This window comes from Paraburkholderia sp. EG286A (assembly GCF_040965375.1).
In the GTDB taxonomy this organism is placed as follows: domain Bacteria; phylum Pseudomonadota; class Gammaproteobacteria; order Burkholderiales; family Burkholderiaceae; genus Paraburkholderia.
On the sequence record NZ_JBFRCB010000004.1, the window covers coordinates 936,143 to 952,980 of the forward strand.

Consider the following 16,838-nt stretch of genomic DNA (forward strand, 5'->3'; position numbering starts at 1 on the left):
CCCATGGGCGCGTGAAACGGCGGATGCCGGCGTTTCGACTGCTCGATGCACCCACAACCATCTCCACGCTCAGATCTGCTGCTGACCGCCGTCCACGAACAGTTCGGCGCCATTCACAAAGCTTGAATCGTCCGAGGCGAGGAAGAGCGCTGCGCTTGCAATTTCCTCGGGCTCGCCGAGTCGCGCCAGCGGAATCTGTGCGGCGAGGTAATCGGCGAGGCCTTGTTGCTGCGCGGCGTCCGGACCGGCGAGGTCGAGGAGGCCCGGCGTGCGCGTCGCGCCCGGGCTGATCGTGTTGACGCGAATGCCACGGTCCTTGAGGTCGAGAATCCAGCTGCGGGCGAACGCGCGCACGGCGGCCTTCGAAGCCGAATAGACGCTGAACGCTGCCGTGCCCGCGCTGCCCGCCGTCGAGCCCGCGAGGATCACGGATGCGCCCCTGGCGAGCAGCGGCAGCGCCTTTTGCACCGTGAACAGCACGCCCTTCACGTTACGGTTGAAAGTGTCGTCGAAGTGTTCTTCGGTGATGCTGCCGAGCGCCAGCATCGAGCCACCGCCGGCATTCGCGAACAGCACGTCGAGGCGGCCCTGTTCCTCGCCGATCTGGGCGTAGAGGGCGTCGAGTTCAACCGGCTTCGACGAGTCGACGCGCACGCCGGTCACCTTGCCGCCCGTTTCGCGAATCGCTTTTACGGCTGCGTCGAGCGCGGCCTGACGGCGGCCGGTGAGGTAGACGTGCGCGCCTTCGGCTGCGAAGCGTTGAGCAGTGGACAGGCCGATACCACTGGTTGCGCCGGTAACGAGGGCGATCTTGTTGTCGAGCTTGCGTGCCATGGTGTTTCTCCTTCATTCGGTCATCGAGTGGGTGGGGCGTTGGTACTGCGATGTAAGGAGAATATCGACGGCACGATCTTTTCGAAATAGAATGGATCGCAAACCAACGTTGCAAAAATGAAAAGATGAAAGCAAATGCCGAAACTGCCTGATTTCGAAGGCCTCGCGATGTTTGCCAAGGTCGCGGAAGAGGGCTCGTTCGCCGCGGCCGCGCGCGCGATGGGCGTGTCGGTGGCCACGGTGTCGCGCGGCGTTGCGCGGCTCGAGGACCGCCTGGGCGCGCGGCTCTTCAACCGCACCTCGCGCCAGCTGGCGTTGACGGAATTCGGTCGGACGATCTGCGAGAAGGCGAGCGAGATCTACCGGCAGGCCGAGGAAGCCGAGAGCGCGGCGCGCGAAATGTCGGTGCAGCCGCGCGGACTGGTGCGCCTGGCCGTGCCGATGTCGTTTGGCCTGCGCTGGGTGGCGCCGCTGCTGCCGGGTTTCTTCCGCATGTACCCCGACGTGTCGATCGACCTGCATCTCTCCGATGCGACCGTCGATATCGTTGCCGACGGCTTCGATGCAGCGTTGCGCATCGCCGCGCTGCCGGATTCGTCGCTGGTTGCGCGGCGGTTATGCGCGGTGACGCAGTATGTCGTGGCGTCGCCGGATTATTTGAAGCGCGAAGGACGGCCTGCGCACCCGCGCGAACTCGCGGATCGACCGTGTCTCTCCTACGCGTACCGAGCGCGTAGCGATGTCTGGCGTTTCACGAACGCTGCGGGCGAGGAAGAGCCGATCATGCCGAGCGGTCCGCTGCGTGTGACGAATACAGATGCGTTGCTGCCGACGCTGCTCGACGGACTTGCTATCGGCGAACTGCCGGAATTCATCGCAGGCGAGTATCTGGCGGACGGCCGCCTCGAGGCGATCCTCACCGACTGGTCGCTGACGAAAGGCGGCTTGTATTTCGTGACGCCTTCGGCGCGTGCGCGGCCCGCGAAGGTGAGCGCGCTTTCCGATTACTTCGCGCAGCATCTGTCTGAACCGTCGTGGCGATGGCCGAAGTGACCCGACGCTGTGGTGAGTCCGGAGTGCATGGATCATTGCAATTGTGCATGTAGCGATTATCGGGAGGCGAATACGTCATACCGCCTCAATGCAGCATTTCAATCCGGCGTCGCAGCAATGACGAAGGATGCGTGGCGGATTCAACCGGTCGATGCAACACCTGGAATCTGCGTGAGCAGTGGCGGTGTCGCAATGACCGGTTGAATCCGCCGAGAGGCCAGGTCATTCGGTACCGTTGCGCGACGACAGGATTTCGGCCATAGCGGACGGTCGGTGACCAGGGGCCGTGCGGCGGCTGCAGCGTTCCGTTGAGGAGGTTCGCATCGCCACGCGTCCCTAGCTGCTCGCCGATGCAAGTTCCAGTTTCTTGCGCTGCAGGAACCGGCGCACGGCCGGATCGCGCTCGAGGCCAATCGCAAGTTCGTACGCGTCAAGCGCTTCGGTCGTAGCGCCGGCACGCGCGAGCAGATTGGCGCGTGCGGCCCAGTATGGCTGGTAGTCAATCAGCCGCGGATCGTCCGCATATGGCGCGAGCGCGCCGAGCGCCGCCTGTGGGCCGTCGCGTTCCGCCAGTGCGAGTGCGCGGTTTACCGCGATCACGGGCGAAGCTGCAATGGCGAGCAGCCCATCGTAGAGTTGCACGATCTCGTCCCAGTTCGGGCAATGCGATCGGCAGCGATGCACATGCGCCGACTGCAGCGCGGCCTCGAGTTGAAAGCGACCGATGGAATTTAACGCGTTCGCGCGCCGCAGCAGCGCGTTGGCTGCGTCGATCATCGGTGCGTTCCATGTTGCCGGGTCCTGAGCCGACAGCGGCACGTAATCGCCAGCCGCATCGCGTCGGGCATCTCGCCGCGCCTGCGCAAACAGCATCAGCGCAAGCAGACCCAGCGTCTCCGGTTCCTCGGGCAGTAGTTCGACGAGCAATTGTGCAAGATACAGCGCCTCGTCGGCTAGATCGCGCCGTTCGGTATCACCGCCGACCGGGTCCGTCCAACCTTCCGCATACGCTGCATAGACAGCTTCAAGCACTGAGTCGAGCCGGCCAGGCAGTTCCTCACGCTCGGGCACGCTGAACGGAATGCCCGCTTCGCGGATCTTGGTCTTCGCGCGCACGAGGCGCTTGCTCATGGCGGCGGGAGACATCAGGAACGCGGATGCAATCGTCTTCGCTTCCAGGCCCAGCACTACCTGCAGCATCAGCGGCGTGCGAATCGCGGCCTCGAGTGCAGGGTGAGTGCACGCGAAGAGCAGCGCGAGCCGCCGGTCGGGCAACGCCCCGGGTTCAGACTCGTCGATTTCGTCCGCGAGGATCGCGAGCTGGTTCACCACTGCGTCGCCGACATGGCGATGGCGTGCGCCATCTATCGCGCGGCGGCGCGCAACTGTCATCAGCCAGGCTTCGGGGCTCGCGGGGCAACCGTGCTCCGGCCAGTCCGTGAGCGCCGCCGCAAACGCGTCGGCGAGTGCATCCTCGGCCGCGGCGACGTCGCGCGTGCGCATCGCCAACAGCGCGACGAGCTTGCCATAACTGCGGCGCGCGACTGCCTCGGCAATGGAATGTGCGGCGGCGTCAGCGTGACGGCCGCCGCCGGACTGGCTCATGCAGCAGATGGCGCATCGTACGGAGCGGTCCAGACCGGGCGCACTTCCATGACGCCGTGCGCCGCGCCTGGACATCGCGACGCCCACGTCATTGCCGCGTCCAGGTTGGGTACGTCGATCAGGTAGTAGCCCGCGAGCTGCTCCTTCGAATCGGAGTACGGTCCGTCGAGCACCTGCGGCTTGCCGTCGATCAGCCGTACGGTCGTGGCCGTATTCGTGTGCTGCAGCCGGTTGGCACCCACCAGCGCTCCTGCTTTCTGGAGCGATTCGGTGTACGCGTGATAGGCGGCGACGCCTTGCTGTCGCTCGCTGTCGGTCATCTGGTTCCAGCCGTTTTCTGCCGAATAGATCATCAAGAGGTATTCCATTTGAGCCTCCGTCATGGGGTTGAGGCGGATGAATTACATCGTGCCGCCATCATAATGACGCTCGCATGGCTCGCTGACGGACAAGGCGCATCAAAAAAATCGCGGAGGGCAGATGTCAAGCGGCAGCAGGAAGGGGGCGACGAATCAACGCAACTAACGGCCTGTCAGTTTCGGATACACGCAGCGCCATTCGGCGACACGTGCGCTGGGAACGGGAGAAGGTGCGGCGCGCGCGCATGAACGGAGTTTCCCAACGTATCTGCAGGAACATCCTCCCGGAGAACGCCAGGTGATCACTCGATGCGTCATGCCGTGACCAGATCGAGCGATTGGCGGGAATGTCGCGCGACGTGCCGCTGCGCGAAACGAAGCGCAGAGAGCGAATCTCTGCGCAGTTTATATGCAGTATCAACTGAGAATGGGCGGCAATTCCCGTCGTGGCGAGTTCGGCAGCACCTTCGGTTGCATCGGCTTCGTCTCGACGACGAGGCGATGATGCGGCACCGGATGAGCGGCGGCGGTTGCGAGCGAACGTCGCGAGCCGTCACTGTGCGGCGGTAACTTTGCCGCCAGGCGCGCGCCAGCGGCCGGCTTGTGCCGGGTGTTGTCCTTACTGGTGCCGGCTGACGTGCGATGCGGCGGCGCGTCCGTTGTCGTTCGCGCGACAGTACTCGGCGCGTGCCAAACGTTTGCGCGACGGCCATAGCTAAACGCGTGATGCGATCCACCCTCCGGCGCGTGAGCGGCAGCAACCGGCTCGTGCCGAACGTTGCGGACAATCTGCCCGGTCACGACGTGACCTGTATGATTCGCCGAGTCTTTCGGCCAAAGCCCGAGCATCGCTGCCCCCGCCTTGAGCGCTCCGTCGTCATCCTGGTCTTTATGATCGCCCGACGGCGGTGCAGGGCGGGCTGCCGCAGCGCGCGGTCCGGCGCCGGCAGGCTGGCAAACACACGCGTTGCCCGCAGCCGCGCCGACCGCGATCTGACCTGTTGCTTCGGTCCGTTTCGCGACGATGCCATGACACACATCCGGCGGCGTCCATTGTTCGCGATACTCGACGGAGGCTGCGGCCGCCATCGTCACACTCATTGCCGCAACTGCCATTACCACTGCCATTGTCGCGCGCACGACATGTCCCCTTGTTTGATTTTTGCGCCACCCGGGCGGCGATTATACCTATTAGGCATCAGAGACCGGCAAGCGCTTTTGAAGCAAAAAAAGGGGCGCATTCCCTGTCGACTTGCCTGACCGGGGGTGAGTTGTTGGTGGGGGGCGCGTACAGTTCGATCACGGTTACGCTCCTTAGCCGCTAGTTTTGGGGAGCCCGATGACAGATATGCGCATCCGCTTTTCAACCGCGAAGGCAGCACTGGTTAGAAGACATGGTGGACTCCTGTATGAGACGGTGCTGTAAAGGCTCCAGGCCACCCGGGTAGCGGAAGGGCGACCAGAGAGGGGATCCCGGCCGACGATGATCTTCGCGCCGGCGATGCGCAGCTCGCCCCGGCTCTGTGTATCGTTGGCCAGTGGATCGACGAGCGCGCAGGTGAGGCGCAGCGTCAGGACGCCCAGTGGGAATCACGGGAGTTCAAGTCGCAAACGACGACGCGACGTGGCCTTCGCTGCCGACGGCATACACCAATCGCGCTGGGCATCTGTGCGCTACCGCACATCCATCCGTGGTCGGCACCTTGGATCCTGTCCGCGTTCCTGCTTCAATTTCTGGTATCGCCAATAAAAGCGAGGAACGTCGTCTTGCGGAAAACGAGGCGACCGTAAGGAGGCAGGCTACATGAAGACGTGCTGCCGTTATCTGGTCTCTTCGGTAGCGCTGGTCACTCTGGTTCTGGCGGGGTTCCCACGCATGTCATGCGGGCAGGTCAACACGTCTCCAAACATTCAATCCTCTGCTGCGTCGCCGCTCACACAGTCAGCGGTCGGGTCTCCCGAATTTCCGCATAGCCGAGCTTTTCCATATGAACGCCACGCAAGGCGCGATGAGCGACGGCGCAGCGCGCCTAGCGGCATCTACGCCAGAGTTGCGTGCGCTCGTCGAGCAGGAACAGGCGTTGCGTTAACAGCCTCATGAGCCCCAGCATCCCTCGCAAGCGCCTCTATGCAAAAAGCCAAAAGCAATATCCCGATCCGCGGCGAGCCCTCATGCGAACGTCATTACCTTTGGAGAGTAACCGGAGTGTGCATCCAGCGAACTACAACTATACAAATAAGGACGCCACCACCGATGATGGCAACCAATGCGAACCACCCTCTCTTCGATGTTGGCAGGTCTACTCCAGGCCCTGCCGCCGCTGTGGCGAGTAACAAGACAATGCTCAAGAGACCGAATATTCCACGACCTAGCCACGAGGCCAAAGTGGTCGCACGATTCACCAGACTCCCTTCGCGATAGGGACTCGGCGGTCGGCGTCGAAATTCCGGCCTTTTGTTAAACAGCATTTTCGGGAGTGTTTTATTGACGGTCCGCGCGATAGCCCGCCTTTGTTGTCGGCATAACAAACTAGGCTGGTTGCTCGGATTGTCGACGATTCACGCACTCTTGTCGAACGGCCGCCCCTGGCTGCCCAGAGCCCGACGGCACCGCGCGCTGAACATATGGGGTACGCGTATCATGCAAAAAGCATAGCTTGGCCCCCAACCGGCCTTTGGTGCTCCTGAAAGGAGACATTGGAGACAGGTCAAGCTTGCGTCCGCAATCACTCATGTAACATCGACACTGAAATCGGAGCATATTGCATTGACAAATCGGGAAGATAAATGATCCGTTTCAGCTTTCTCTTCGCTGCCTTATGACTCGGGGCCTCAGTGGCGCACGCTCGGTGCGGATTTTTTAATTTCCGTCAAGGTGTAGTGTTGCCACAAACAGCGCAGCCGGGACGGACAGCGCAGCAAATGCGGTCAATGGTTTAAATCTCAACAAGTCTTTGGCGAGTCAGCAACAATTGTCAGGCCCTGACGTTACCTGGAGGGCGACGTGACAGGCGGCGACTGGGGTTCACACATCTCCCGCATGGCCGGTCGTGGGTCGCGCGGTCGAATGGTGACGACGGTAACAAGATTACTTAAATTTCATGGGCATGCTTGGCGCGCTTCTCGCCGTGTGATCGGATGCCGCCCGCGTCGACATCGATTTCCCTTTACGGTCGATAACTTGTCTTCGGATAATTGTTAAATCATTCCGCATCCAGATTCTATCGAGCGCACATCCACAAATACGCGACGTAGTTTATCGCGTTTGTGGCGGTGGAAAAATTTCCGGATTCCAAGTGGTTGTATCAGAAATTATTACCAGATTCTGTGGGGCCCTGTCCTGACTTCACGATTATTTTCCGGCAAAAGATTGAACTGCCAGAAAATGGCCGGTACGATGTCGCGGCATTCACACATTCGCAATCCGCAATTTACCTGTTTCTCTCCACTTGAAGATATATGCATCCAGCATGCATCGGTGATGAGTCATGCGCTTCGAACCCGGGCTTTTTGACAAGCTGTTTTATAACGCGCCGGATTCCGCTACCGTGCGTACGCTCTCGCTCGAAGAACTCAAGAGCACCGTCGCGCAGGATCTTGAATCCCTGCTCAACACGCGTATGGGGTATTCGGAGGACGACCTGGGCGGGTTTCCCGAATGTTCGCGTTCGATTCTCACCTACGGCCTGAACGACTTCTCGGGGCGAACACTCGCAAGCCACGACGACCGCAAGTTCATCTGCGAGTCGATCGGTCGGGCTATCGCACGGCATGAGCGTCGCCTGGTGGACGTGAAGGTGACGCTTGAGATGCGTGCACCGTCCACCAATGCGCTGCACTTCGCCATCAAGGCCATGCTGGTCGTCCATCCGGCGCAGGAGCGGGTCAGTTTCGATGCACAGCTGCAGCCTTCGACGCACCAGTATTCGGTCACGCGTGCGCGCGGCAAGGCTCAGGGGACGTTCGGTGGATGACCTGTTACCGTACTACGAGCGCGAGCTGACGTTCCTGCGCCGCTATTCGGCGGATTTTGCCCAGCGCTACCCGAGAACCGCCGGGCGTTTGGGAGTCAGTGGCGAGCACGTCGAGGACCCGCACGTTGAGCGACTGATCGAATCGTTCGCGTTTCTTGGCGCGCGCATCAGCAAGAAAATCGAGGACGACTATCCCGAGTTCACCGATGCGCTCCTGGAGGTCCTGTATCCGCACTACCTGCGGCCCTTTCCTGCGAGTTCCATCGCGCAGTTCAGCGGCAGTGCCGCCGTTGGACAGCTCGCGCAGCCGCTCGTTATCGCGCGCGGCACGGAACTTAAGTCCCACCCCGTGCGCGGCACGCAGTGCACGTTCCGGACAGCCTACGATGTCGCGCTGGCGCCGGTCCGTGTGTCGGAAGCGAAGTACGCACTAACGACGGTAGCACCGAGCCTCGTCAACCTGCCAGCGGGCGCGACCGGCATCATTTCGATTACCCTGGAGTCGACTGCACCCCAGGCTGGCGTCACGGCACTGAAGCTTGACCGGCTGCGTGTACATCTGGACGGTGACCAGCCGCTGATTGCCGCGCTCCAGGACTGCCTGTTTCTCCATACTCTCGCGGCGTACGTGGAGCCCGAACGCAGCGGGCGATGGACGGCGCTGCCGGCTGTGCCCCTGAACCAGGCCGGCTTCGATGACGAAGACGCCCTGATTGACTATCCGGCGCGTTCGCATCCTGCCTACCGGTTGCTGACCGAATATTTTGCGTTTCCGGAACAGTTCAGCTTCGTTGATATTGACCTGGCCGCCATGGCGAAGGTCGCTGGCCCCTGCAAGCGGCTGACCCTGCATCTGGTGCTGAAGGAGGTGCGCGCCGACTCGCCTGCCGCCCGCCTGCTCGGGGCCCTGTCCGCTCGCCATCTTCGCCTGTTCTGCACGCCGGTCATCAATCTTTTCCAGGCGCACGCGGACCCCATACTCTGGACGCACACGGCCTCGTCCTACCCGGTCATCGTCAACGGGCGGCACGCGTCGGCCCATGAGGTGTATTCCATCGACACGGTGAACCTCGTGCGCAAGGCTGGGAACGAAGAGAACGTGAGCGAACTCAGGCCGTTCTACTCGCTGCGTCACGGTGAGCAGTCCAAGGTCGGACACTACTGGTTTGCGCGCCGCAACGAACTGGTGGCCCGCCAGAGTCCAGGGTACGAGACCGAGATATCGGTCGTCGACCTCGGTTTCAATCCCGCCGACGCCCAGATCGACACGCTGAGCATTGATGTCACGGCGACCAACCGGGAATTGCCCGGGCTGCTGTCGATCGGGCTGGAAGGGGGAGACCTCTTCATCGCGGGCAATGACATTGCGGGGCGCGTTGCCCTGCTGATGCGGCCCACAGGCGTGGCCCGGTTCGACCGCCGGGAAGCGGCGCACTGGCGGCTGATCTCTCATCTCTCGCTGAACCATGTTTCGCTGCTCGAAGACGGCGCAGGTACGCTCAGGGAGATGCTGCTGCTTTACGACCAGCGCCATACGGCGGTGTCCGCACGTCAGATTGACGGCATCGTGAACGTCGAGGCTGGCGAGTCGATCCAGTGGATGGCCGGCAAGCCCTTTCCCACGTTCGTGCGCGGCGTTGAAATCTGTTTGACGCTGGACGAAGAGCATTTCGCCGGTGTGAGCCTTGCGACCTTCATTGGCGTGCTCGACCGCTTTTTCGGGCTCTACGTGCACATCAACAGCTTCACGCAGCTGATCGTACTCTCGAAGCGCACCGGCCAGGAAATGATCCGTTGCAAACCACGCAGCGGCGATTCGATCCTCATGTAACCCGTACACAGAAACGAACGGAAAAGATCATGGATGCCTACGAGCAGATCCGCGATATCAGCCAGGGCGTGGTCCAGAACGACCGGCTGCTGAAGCTCGATACCCCGCTGGGCAAGGATGTGCTGCTGCCACTGCGTGCGGTCGGCCAGTCGAGGATCGGTCGCGATTACGGCTTTTCGGTCGACATGGTGTCGACTTCCCGGCAGATCGAACTCAAGCAGTTGATCGCCCAGCCCGTCACGCTCTGGATCCGCCAGAACGACAAAACCTATCAGCCGCATCACGGTTACGTGCATACAGCGCGCCGGCTTGGGGCCGATGGGGGGCTTGTTCACACGCAGCTCGAATTCGCCTCATGGATACACTTCCTGCGCTTTCGCAAGGATGCCCGTATCTGGCAGGACAGGACAGTACAGGACATCCTCGCCGATGTTTTCAATGCACATCCGCAGGCGCGAGGCCGGTTCCGCTTCAACCTGTACGGGCAACTGAAGACACCGCTCGCTCCGCGCTCGTTCTGCATGCAGTACGAGGACGACTGGACCTTTGTGCACCGACTCCTCGAGGCCGAGGGCCTCTGGGGCTACTTCGAGCAGGCGGAGGATGGACAGTCGCATACGCTGGTCATCACGGACTACAACTACTTCGCGAGCGAGCTCAAGCCCGGCCAGATTCACTTCTCGCGCTCGGCGATTGACGCCGAGGTTGACGGTTTCTCGCAATGGTCGGGTACGCGCACGCTTCAGAGTGTGCGCTATACGAGTGTCACCGGGGACTACAAGGCGCCCCTGAGCAGCAAGACCCAGAGCAAGAACACCGTGCCCAATCAGGGTGATCTGCCTGACCAGACCGAGGTCTACGAATACACCGGGAAATATACGTGGCTGGACAACAACCGGGGCGACCACCTGGCAACGCTGCGCATGGAGGAGTTCGAGTCGCGCGCCAAGCGGTTCCATGGTGCAGGCAGTGTCCGCCGTATGGACGCAGGCCGGTATTTCGAACTCGTAGATCACCCCGACCATGAAAAGGACGCGCAACAGCAGCGCCAGTTCCTCGCCATCGAGGTGCAGTGGTTTATCGAGAACAACCTGCCCGCTGGCAACACGCGACCGTTCCCGGGGAGCCTGGAGGGCGAAGTCGCGCAGATGCGCGAGAGCTACCAGGGCGATGTGTCGGAGCATGACACGCCGCGGGCATCATGGAGAACAGCGGCAGGGGCGAGCGACGGCTTCTTTCTGACGCTGGTCGAGGCGCAGCGCATGAGCGTGCCGTACCGCAGCCCGTTCGAGCACAAAAAGCCGCAGATGCAGATCCAGACGGCGACCGTCACCGGCCCGTCTGGCGCGGAGGTCTACACCGATCCGCTGAACCGCATCAAGGCGCGCTTCGAGTGGGATCGCCTGAACCCGGGTGACGAAAAATCCTCGTGCTGGCTGCGGGTGGCGATGTCGGATACGGGCGGCAGCTATGGCGGCGTGCATGTGCCCCGCGTGGGCGAAGAAATTCTCGTGGACTGGGTGAACGGAGATTGTGACCGGCCTATTGTGACGGGCCGCGTTTACAACGGTTCGGCGACGCCGAACTGGCACTCGAACGGAATACTGTCGGGCTACCGGTCGAAGGAGTATGGCGGTGGCAGTGGCTATAACCACATGGTGCTGGATGACTCAACGGCCCAGAGCCGCATGCAGCTTTACTCGACAAGTGCAAATTCCGCGCTCCACCTGGGGTACCTCATCGCGCAGAATGACAACACGCGCGGTGCCTATCTGGGCAGCGGCTTCGACCTGAAGTCGGATGCGTATGGGGCGATCCGTGCGGGCCAGGGGCTGTATGTCTCGACCCATCCGGCAAGCGTGGCCCAGCCGATGAACGTGACGGCAGCAAGCGAGCAGCTCACGAGCGCCGAAAGTGTGACCGATCTGGCGTCCCAGGCAAGTACGGCAAACCAGGCGGAGAGCCTGCAGGATGGCCTGGATGCCCTGAAAAAGTTCACCGATGCGACGCAGTATAGCGTGGCAGGCAGCAGCGGTAGCGGCGGCAACACGGCCGAAGGCGGAACCGGCAACGCCAACGGATTTTCGACGCCGATCATGCTGATCGCGAGTCCATCGGGCGTCGGGATGTCGACGCAGGATTCGGCGCACATCACGGCAAACCAGCAGGTCAACATCGTGAGCGGGAAGAACACGCATGTGGCCACCGGCCAGTCGCTGATCGCCAGCGTGATGGAGAAGATCAGCCTGTTTGCCCAGAACGCCGGGATCAAGCTGTTCGCCGCGAAGGGCAAGGTTGAGATTCAGGCGCAGAGCGACGAGATGAAGCTTGCTGCGCAGAACGATGTGACGGTCACGAGCTCGAATGGCAAGGTCGTGATCTCGGCAGACAAGGAAATCTGGATCGGCGCGGGCGGCTCATATATCAAGATTACGCCCGACCTGATCGAGAATGGGTCGAGCGGAAAGATCATCGAGCGCGCTGCGTCGTGGAGCAAGCAGGGTGCGTCGTCCATGCGGTTGCCTGCACCGCTCACAAGCGTCCCGAAGGGCTGCGCCTGGAAAACGGCTGCCGCGTCGGCGGATAGCGCATCAAGTGTCCCGCTGGAGTAACTGCAATGGATCATCCGAATACCCCAGACCCTGCGCAGCAGGCAGATGGCGGTTCCTGGGAAGAAGTCGTCAACGCGACCCTCGACGTCCTGCGTGCGTATTTCAGCAGGAGTCCGGAGATGCACTGCTTTCTGGCCGTCGATCCGGCGCAGCGGGATCTGACTGACGAAGAAAGCTCAGGCCCGGACGCCGCCTCGCGTGCGGTGGTGGAAATCGATCACGACGGGTTTGCGGAAGCGCATCACCCTTACCTGATCGAGCTGGATCTCGCGAAACCGGCGGGCATGACGCTTTTGAAAGAGAGCGTCCGGCTGGCGTACGAAGACAGACGTCCGGAATCGATGGCTGCGGGACTGGGGCAGCGCATTGGTGGATGGCTCGCCAGTTCTGCATCGCTTGCCGAGATCGCTTCACACTGGTCCGGCCACGCGCTGCAATACGACGATCAGGGGCGCGCATGTGTGCTGCGTTTCTACGACGCGCGATCGCTCAGCCTGATCTGGCCGATGCTGAGCGGGCGACAGCAGCAGGCATTGCTGGGGCCGGTCAAGGTCTGGCATGCACTTGATGCGAGTGCGAGGCCATGTGTCTACAGCCAGACGGGTGAATCAGACCGGGAACTGGCGCTGACCGCCGCGCAATGGCAACAGATTCGTCGCCATGGCCCGATCAACCGGGCGCTCGCGCTGCATGCGATGTCGACGGGGCGTCAGCCCGAGCCATCGGACATCGAAACGGCGGTTGCCGCAGCGGAACGGGCGGAACGATATGGCCTTGCCGACCGGAACGACCACATCGCCTTCATTGGTCACGCGCTGGCATGGCATCCACAGTTCGATCTGTATCCGAAGGTGCTGAGTGTCCTGGGCAACATGGCGCCGGATGATTTTTATACCGCAGGCATCAGCGAACTGACGCAGGCCGATATTGCGGACATTTGCAGTGGCGCGTGGTACGACCGGGTGACCCCGCCCACGCTCCGCTAAGGCCCACTTTTGGCACAGTCCGAATCAGATATGTAGGGAAATGTATGGCAGCCAAACCGAAGTGTGACAATTGCGAGAAGACCGGCCTGGCGATCCTGCCTGTGCGATACACTGTCCTGCCCAACGATGTGAAAGCGCGCATGCCCGGCGGCCTGAGCGGGGAGCGCGTGACGGGTGTCGGCCTGACGGATCATCACTACGGCGTGCGCACGTTACGTGAGGGATGGATCTATCTCTTCTACGAAGTGGGTGCGCGAGGTAGCCAGTACTGGGAGGTCTACAAGGTGACCGCGGACGGTCGTCTCTGGAAGCACGACCTGGCGTCGCCGACATCCCCGACGCTGTCCGGCGAAACCAGAACCGACCCGGCCTGCGCACAATGCGCCATCGCTGTACCGATGGATGTCATTGCCATCGAGCAGCCGAAGAAGTGTACCGGGAAGGTGTACATCGCATTTTCCGAACATGCATGGCACGCCGAAATCTTCAGTCACTACAAGACTGACGCGAAGCTGCGCACGGCGCGGATGCAGTACATTGAGCCGTCGAAGTGGATCCAGGGGGGCACGGATGCACACGGGCACGCCATTGCGGCGACCGAATCTGCCATCGACGCTGTACTTGAATACATGCCGGCGTTCGATCCGAAGCAACTCAGCCTGCCCGACGACAAGCAGTCGTTCAGCACGGGTAAGGGCGACTACAAGGACGACTGGCTGAAGCTGAAAGTCACCCGCTATCCCCTTTTCATCCGGCAGGCCTCGCCGCTCTCGACGAGCCAGGCGCTTGTAAAACTGATGCAGCAGATCGGTACAGACGCTTCCGGATCATCCCATCCGCCAATGCTGCTTGCGCTCTGGGACAGTATCGGCAACGTCCACGAACTCAACGGGTTTCGCAGCGATCCCGTGTCATGGCTAGACCGTTACGTCGCAACCGAGCGCACGCTGCAGGTCGGCGCGCAACATGATGTGGACGCGGCAAAAGCGATCGTCCAGTCGCGCAATGAGGCGCGGGTCAAGGGGCAGGATACCGTCATGAATCCCCTCGCCAGCCCGGACGCGCCAGCGATGCTGGCAAAGCAGCGTGCCCAGGCACTGGCCGGTGCCGATCCGGCACGGGCTGCACAGATCAACGCGTTCTACGACGACCAGGCCTGGATGGCAGCCAACAATACGCCGCCCAGTTACCAGCGACGGCTCAACGTGATTGGAATCAGCTCCTCGGCCACCAATCCCAATTCGAGTGCGCCCTATACCGGTGCGTATCGCGACGAGGTCATGTCGGAGGCCCGTGCGTATGCGCAGAAGAAGGGAGGGCAACATGCCAGCGACCTTCAATCACAGATTGATTCGGCGACGGCCTATGAGTGGTCGAAATACGTTGCCCGGCTCAGGGCAAAGGATCTCGATCATTTCCGCGACCAGTACCAGAAACTCCGGACATCCGTCCATGACCTGCAGGAAACACGGAGCGCAGACGTTGGTGCCTGGCTGCAGGCGCAGCTACTGTTCGACACGCTGGAGGATTACGGGTCCACGGATCTCAACGATGCGGCCGCGTTCGAGATTGTCGTCACCGACGCAACGGCAGGACTGGGTAGCACGCCCACGGGGAAGAAGATCCTCGATACGCTAGTCGCGCAGTGGAATCCCGTCGAGCTTCCGAGTCTCATCTGGCGCGTCTTCGCGATGAACCAGATGGACGCGCGTCAGGAGCTTGCGGAATATCTGAAGACCGCGCAGGCGAAAAAGGATACGCCGCTGGCTGCGCCTGCGGGCCAGGCAGCAGGCGGACATAGCCCCGGTGTCGATGCCGTGATCAGTGCATCCGGCACGCTCGCCAAACTGAACGGTTACTACAGCAAGCTCGCGTCGCTGGCAACTCAAAGCGATCCGGCAAAGATCACACCAGCAGGCAACGCGCTCAAACGTCTTCATGCCGACACGTTCGTGATGACCGTCGGGGATGCGATCTATCGAAAATTCCGGATTAACCAGATGGGTGATTTCGTCGGTGAGAAACTCATCCAGACGCTTTTACTCAAACGCGCCGGCGTGTCCAACACCGATGCGATTGCGCTGGTGCGCAAGCAGGCCGATCTCGAACTGATGAGTCGCGAGGAAAAACTCTCGCGTGTACGCGCTGCGGTTCCCTTCCTGCGCGCGGGTGCTTCCGCGAAAACACCGCCTGCCACGAAGGAGCTGTACGACACGTGGCATCAGATGGCGTCGACCGAGGACGGCGTGAAGTCATTGAGAGCGGCCCGGATTGGTGTCGTAGCAATGCTGCTGGAGTCGGTCAACTTCTACAAGCTCATGACAGGCGCCAAGGATGACGATACCAACAAGAAACTGGTGCAGTCCGGCGTCTCCCTGCTCTCATCGATGATCACGATCACGATGACACCGTATTATGCGGCGCTGAAGAACTCGAACCGCACGCGGGCGTGGAAATTTGTCGGGGGCGGGTTGGGCGCGATTGGAGCTTCGATTAGCCTATGGATGGATGCAGCAAAAACCCGCGATAGCGTATCAAAACATCAGTTTGACGCATCATTTATTTACGGTCTTAAAGCAGTAGCGGATTTCGGAATTACGGGGGCCGTCGTGATCGACACCATCAGCACGTCAGCCCCGTTGCTCAAGACGATTGCAAGACGGTATGGCACGGAAGCGGTGATTGCCGCCGTCGAGGCTGTAACGGAGAGGGCGGTCGCCTGGGCGGTTCTAAGAGGGATCGGCATGCTGCTGGGATGGGAGGCGGCGATCGGTCTGATCGTGCTCCAGGCCGCTGCGGACTGGCTCACGCCTACCGCCCTTGAGACATGGTGCTCGGAATGCGCCTTTGGAACGGGCCGCACATCGTTCTTCCGCGTCAAGGACTACAGTGTGAAGCTCTATACGGACCCGGCCGAGCAGGAGAAGGACTATGTCTCAGCCATGACCCAGTCGATATGAAAAATCAGGAATCGAAGCAATCCACTGTTCTTTTGTCAGGCACGATCTCGGAACTGAAACGTTCGCGCCGCACTCGTGATTTCGTTCTGACGCAGGTTCAGCATCGACAGATCGATGCGACTGCCGTGGCTGCGTCGCTGATGGGAAGCGGAGCCATCGGCATTGGCCTGATCAGTATGGCAGGCAATTCGGAAGAGGAAGCGGACTGGGTGCAGTTCAATCTGGACGGCAAACAGGTCGAGGGCTGGCTATGGATGATGCCCATGCTTAACGGTGATTCTGTTGAGGTCGCAGCAGAACAGATTGGCGAGAACCGGTACGTCGCCTATGCAGTCAGGCGCAAGGAAGACGGCTTGCTGGCGATTTATCCACATGCTACGGCAGGACGGAGTGCGCATTTCCGGAAATCGGCTAAGGCGTGGCTATACTGGACAATTGCTAGTTATTTGATGTTGATGACAGTTTTTCTTGTCCAGGGAGGCGTTGAGACCTTTCAGAAAGACGGTATGCAAGTCTTTGCTTGGGCATTTATTCCATTTTTGATGGTTTTTACTGGAATCATTGCCTTGAGGGTCTCGTGGAAGCTCATGGGTTTTGTCAGGATGGCTGAACTGATTTTCTCGA

At 61.1% G+C, this 16,838-nt stretch carries 11 protein-coding genes; 7 read left to right on the forward strand and 4 right to left on the reverse strand.

Going from position 1 to position 16,838, the window contains the following annotated elements; translation table 11 throughout:
* Positions 1–69 precede the first annotated feature (69 nt).
* Positions 70–834, reverse strand: coding sequence for an SDR family NAD(P)-dependent oxidoreductase (locus AB4Y35_RS23185; RefSeq protein WP_368706098.1), 765 nt, complete (start codon positions 832–834; stop codon positions 70–72).
* 135 nt (positions 835–969) lie between these two features.
* On the opposite strand from AB4Y35_RS23185, the gene AB4Y35_RS23190 reads away from it, so the two are divergent.
* Positions 970–1,887: a LysR family transcriptional regulator gene (locus tag AB4Y35_RS23190; protein ID WP_368706099.1), complete on the forward strand. Its 918-nt coding sequence runs from the start codon at positions 970–972 to the stop codon at positions 1,885–1,887.
* 336 nt (positions 1,888–2,223) lie between these two features.
* On the opposite strand, the gene AB4Y35_RS23195 is transcribed toward AB4Y35_RS23190, so the two are convergent.
* The 3 genes from AB4Y35_RS23195 to AB4Y35_RS23205 form a co-directional block, all read right to left on the reverse strand.
* Positions 2,224–3,492: an RNA polymerase sigma factor gene (locus AB4Y35_RS23195; protein ID WP_368706100.1), complete on the reverse strand. Its 1,269-nt coding sequence runs from the start codon at positions 3,490–3,492 to the stop codon at positions 2,224–2,226.
* Positions 3,489–3,860, reverse strand: a complete 372-nt coding sequence (locus tag AB4Y35_RS23200; RefSeq protein ID WP_368706101.1) for a YciI family protein — start codon at positions 3,858–3,860, stop codon at positions 3,489–3,491. Before AB4Y35_RS23200 ends, AB4Y35_RS23195 begins: the two co-directional genes overlap by 4 nt.
* Before the next feature lie 408 nt (positions 3,861–4,268).
* The gene (locus tag AB4Y35_RS23205) at positions 4,269–4,952 is read right to left on the reverse strand and encodes a hypothetical protein (RefSeq protein ID WP_368706102.1); all 684 of its coding nucleotides are present in this window, start codon (positions 4,950–4,952) and stop codon (positions 4,269–4,271) included.
* 2,387 nt (positions 4,953–7,339) lie between these two features.
* Between AB4Y35_RS23205 and tssE the strand changes: the two genes are divergently transcribed.
* The 6 genes from tssE to AB4Y35_RS23235 all read left to right on the forward strand — a co-directional run.
* Positions 7,340–7,825 (forward strand): type VI secretion system baseplate subunit TssE, encoded by a 486-nt coding sequence (gene tssE, locus AB4Y35_RS23210; RefSeq protein WP_368706103.1) that lies wholly within the window; start codon positions 7,340–7,342, stop codon positions 7,823–7,825.
* Positions 7,818–9,656: a type VI secretion system baseplate subunit TssF gene (tssF, locus tag AB4Y35_RS23215; RefSeq protein ID WP_368706104.1), complete on the forward strand. Its 1,839-nt coding sequence runs from the start codon at positions 7,818–7,820 to the stop codon at positions 9,654–9,656. Before tssE ends, tssF begins: the two co-directional genes overlap by 8 nt.
* Positions 9,657–9,685: 29 nt before the next feature.
* A complete protein-coding gene (locus tag AB4Y35_RS23220) occupies positions 9,686–12,268 on the forward strand; it encodes a type VI secretion system Vgr family protein (RefSeq protein WP_368706105.1) in 2,583 nt (860 codons plus the stop codon).
* Between the two features lie 5 nt (positions 12,269–12,273).
* Positions 12,274–13,254, forward strand: coding sequence for a DUF4123 domain-containing protein (locus tag AB4Y35_RS23225; RefSeq protein ID WP_368706106.1), 981 nt, complete (start codon positions 12,274–12,276; stop codon positions 13,252–13,254).
* Positions 13,255–13,298: 44 nt separating this feature from the next.
* On the forward strand, positions 13,299–16,214 hold the full coding sequence (locus AB4Y35_RS23230; protein WP_368706107.1) for a T6SS effector BTH_I2691 family protein: 2,916 nt from the start codon (positions 13,299–13,301) through the stop codon (positions 16,212–16,214).
* Positions 16,211–16,838 (forward strand): putative type VI secretion system effector (locus AB4Y35_RS23235; RefSeq protein ID WP_368706108.1); only part of this gene is annotated, 628 nt, incomplete at its 3' end. The genes AB4Y35_RS23230 and AB4Y35_RS23235, both read left to right, overlap by 4 nt.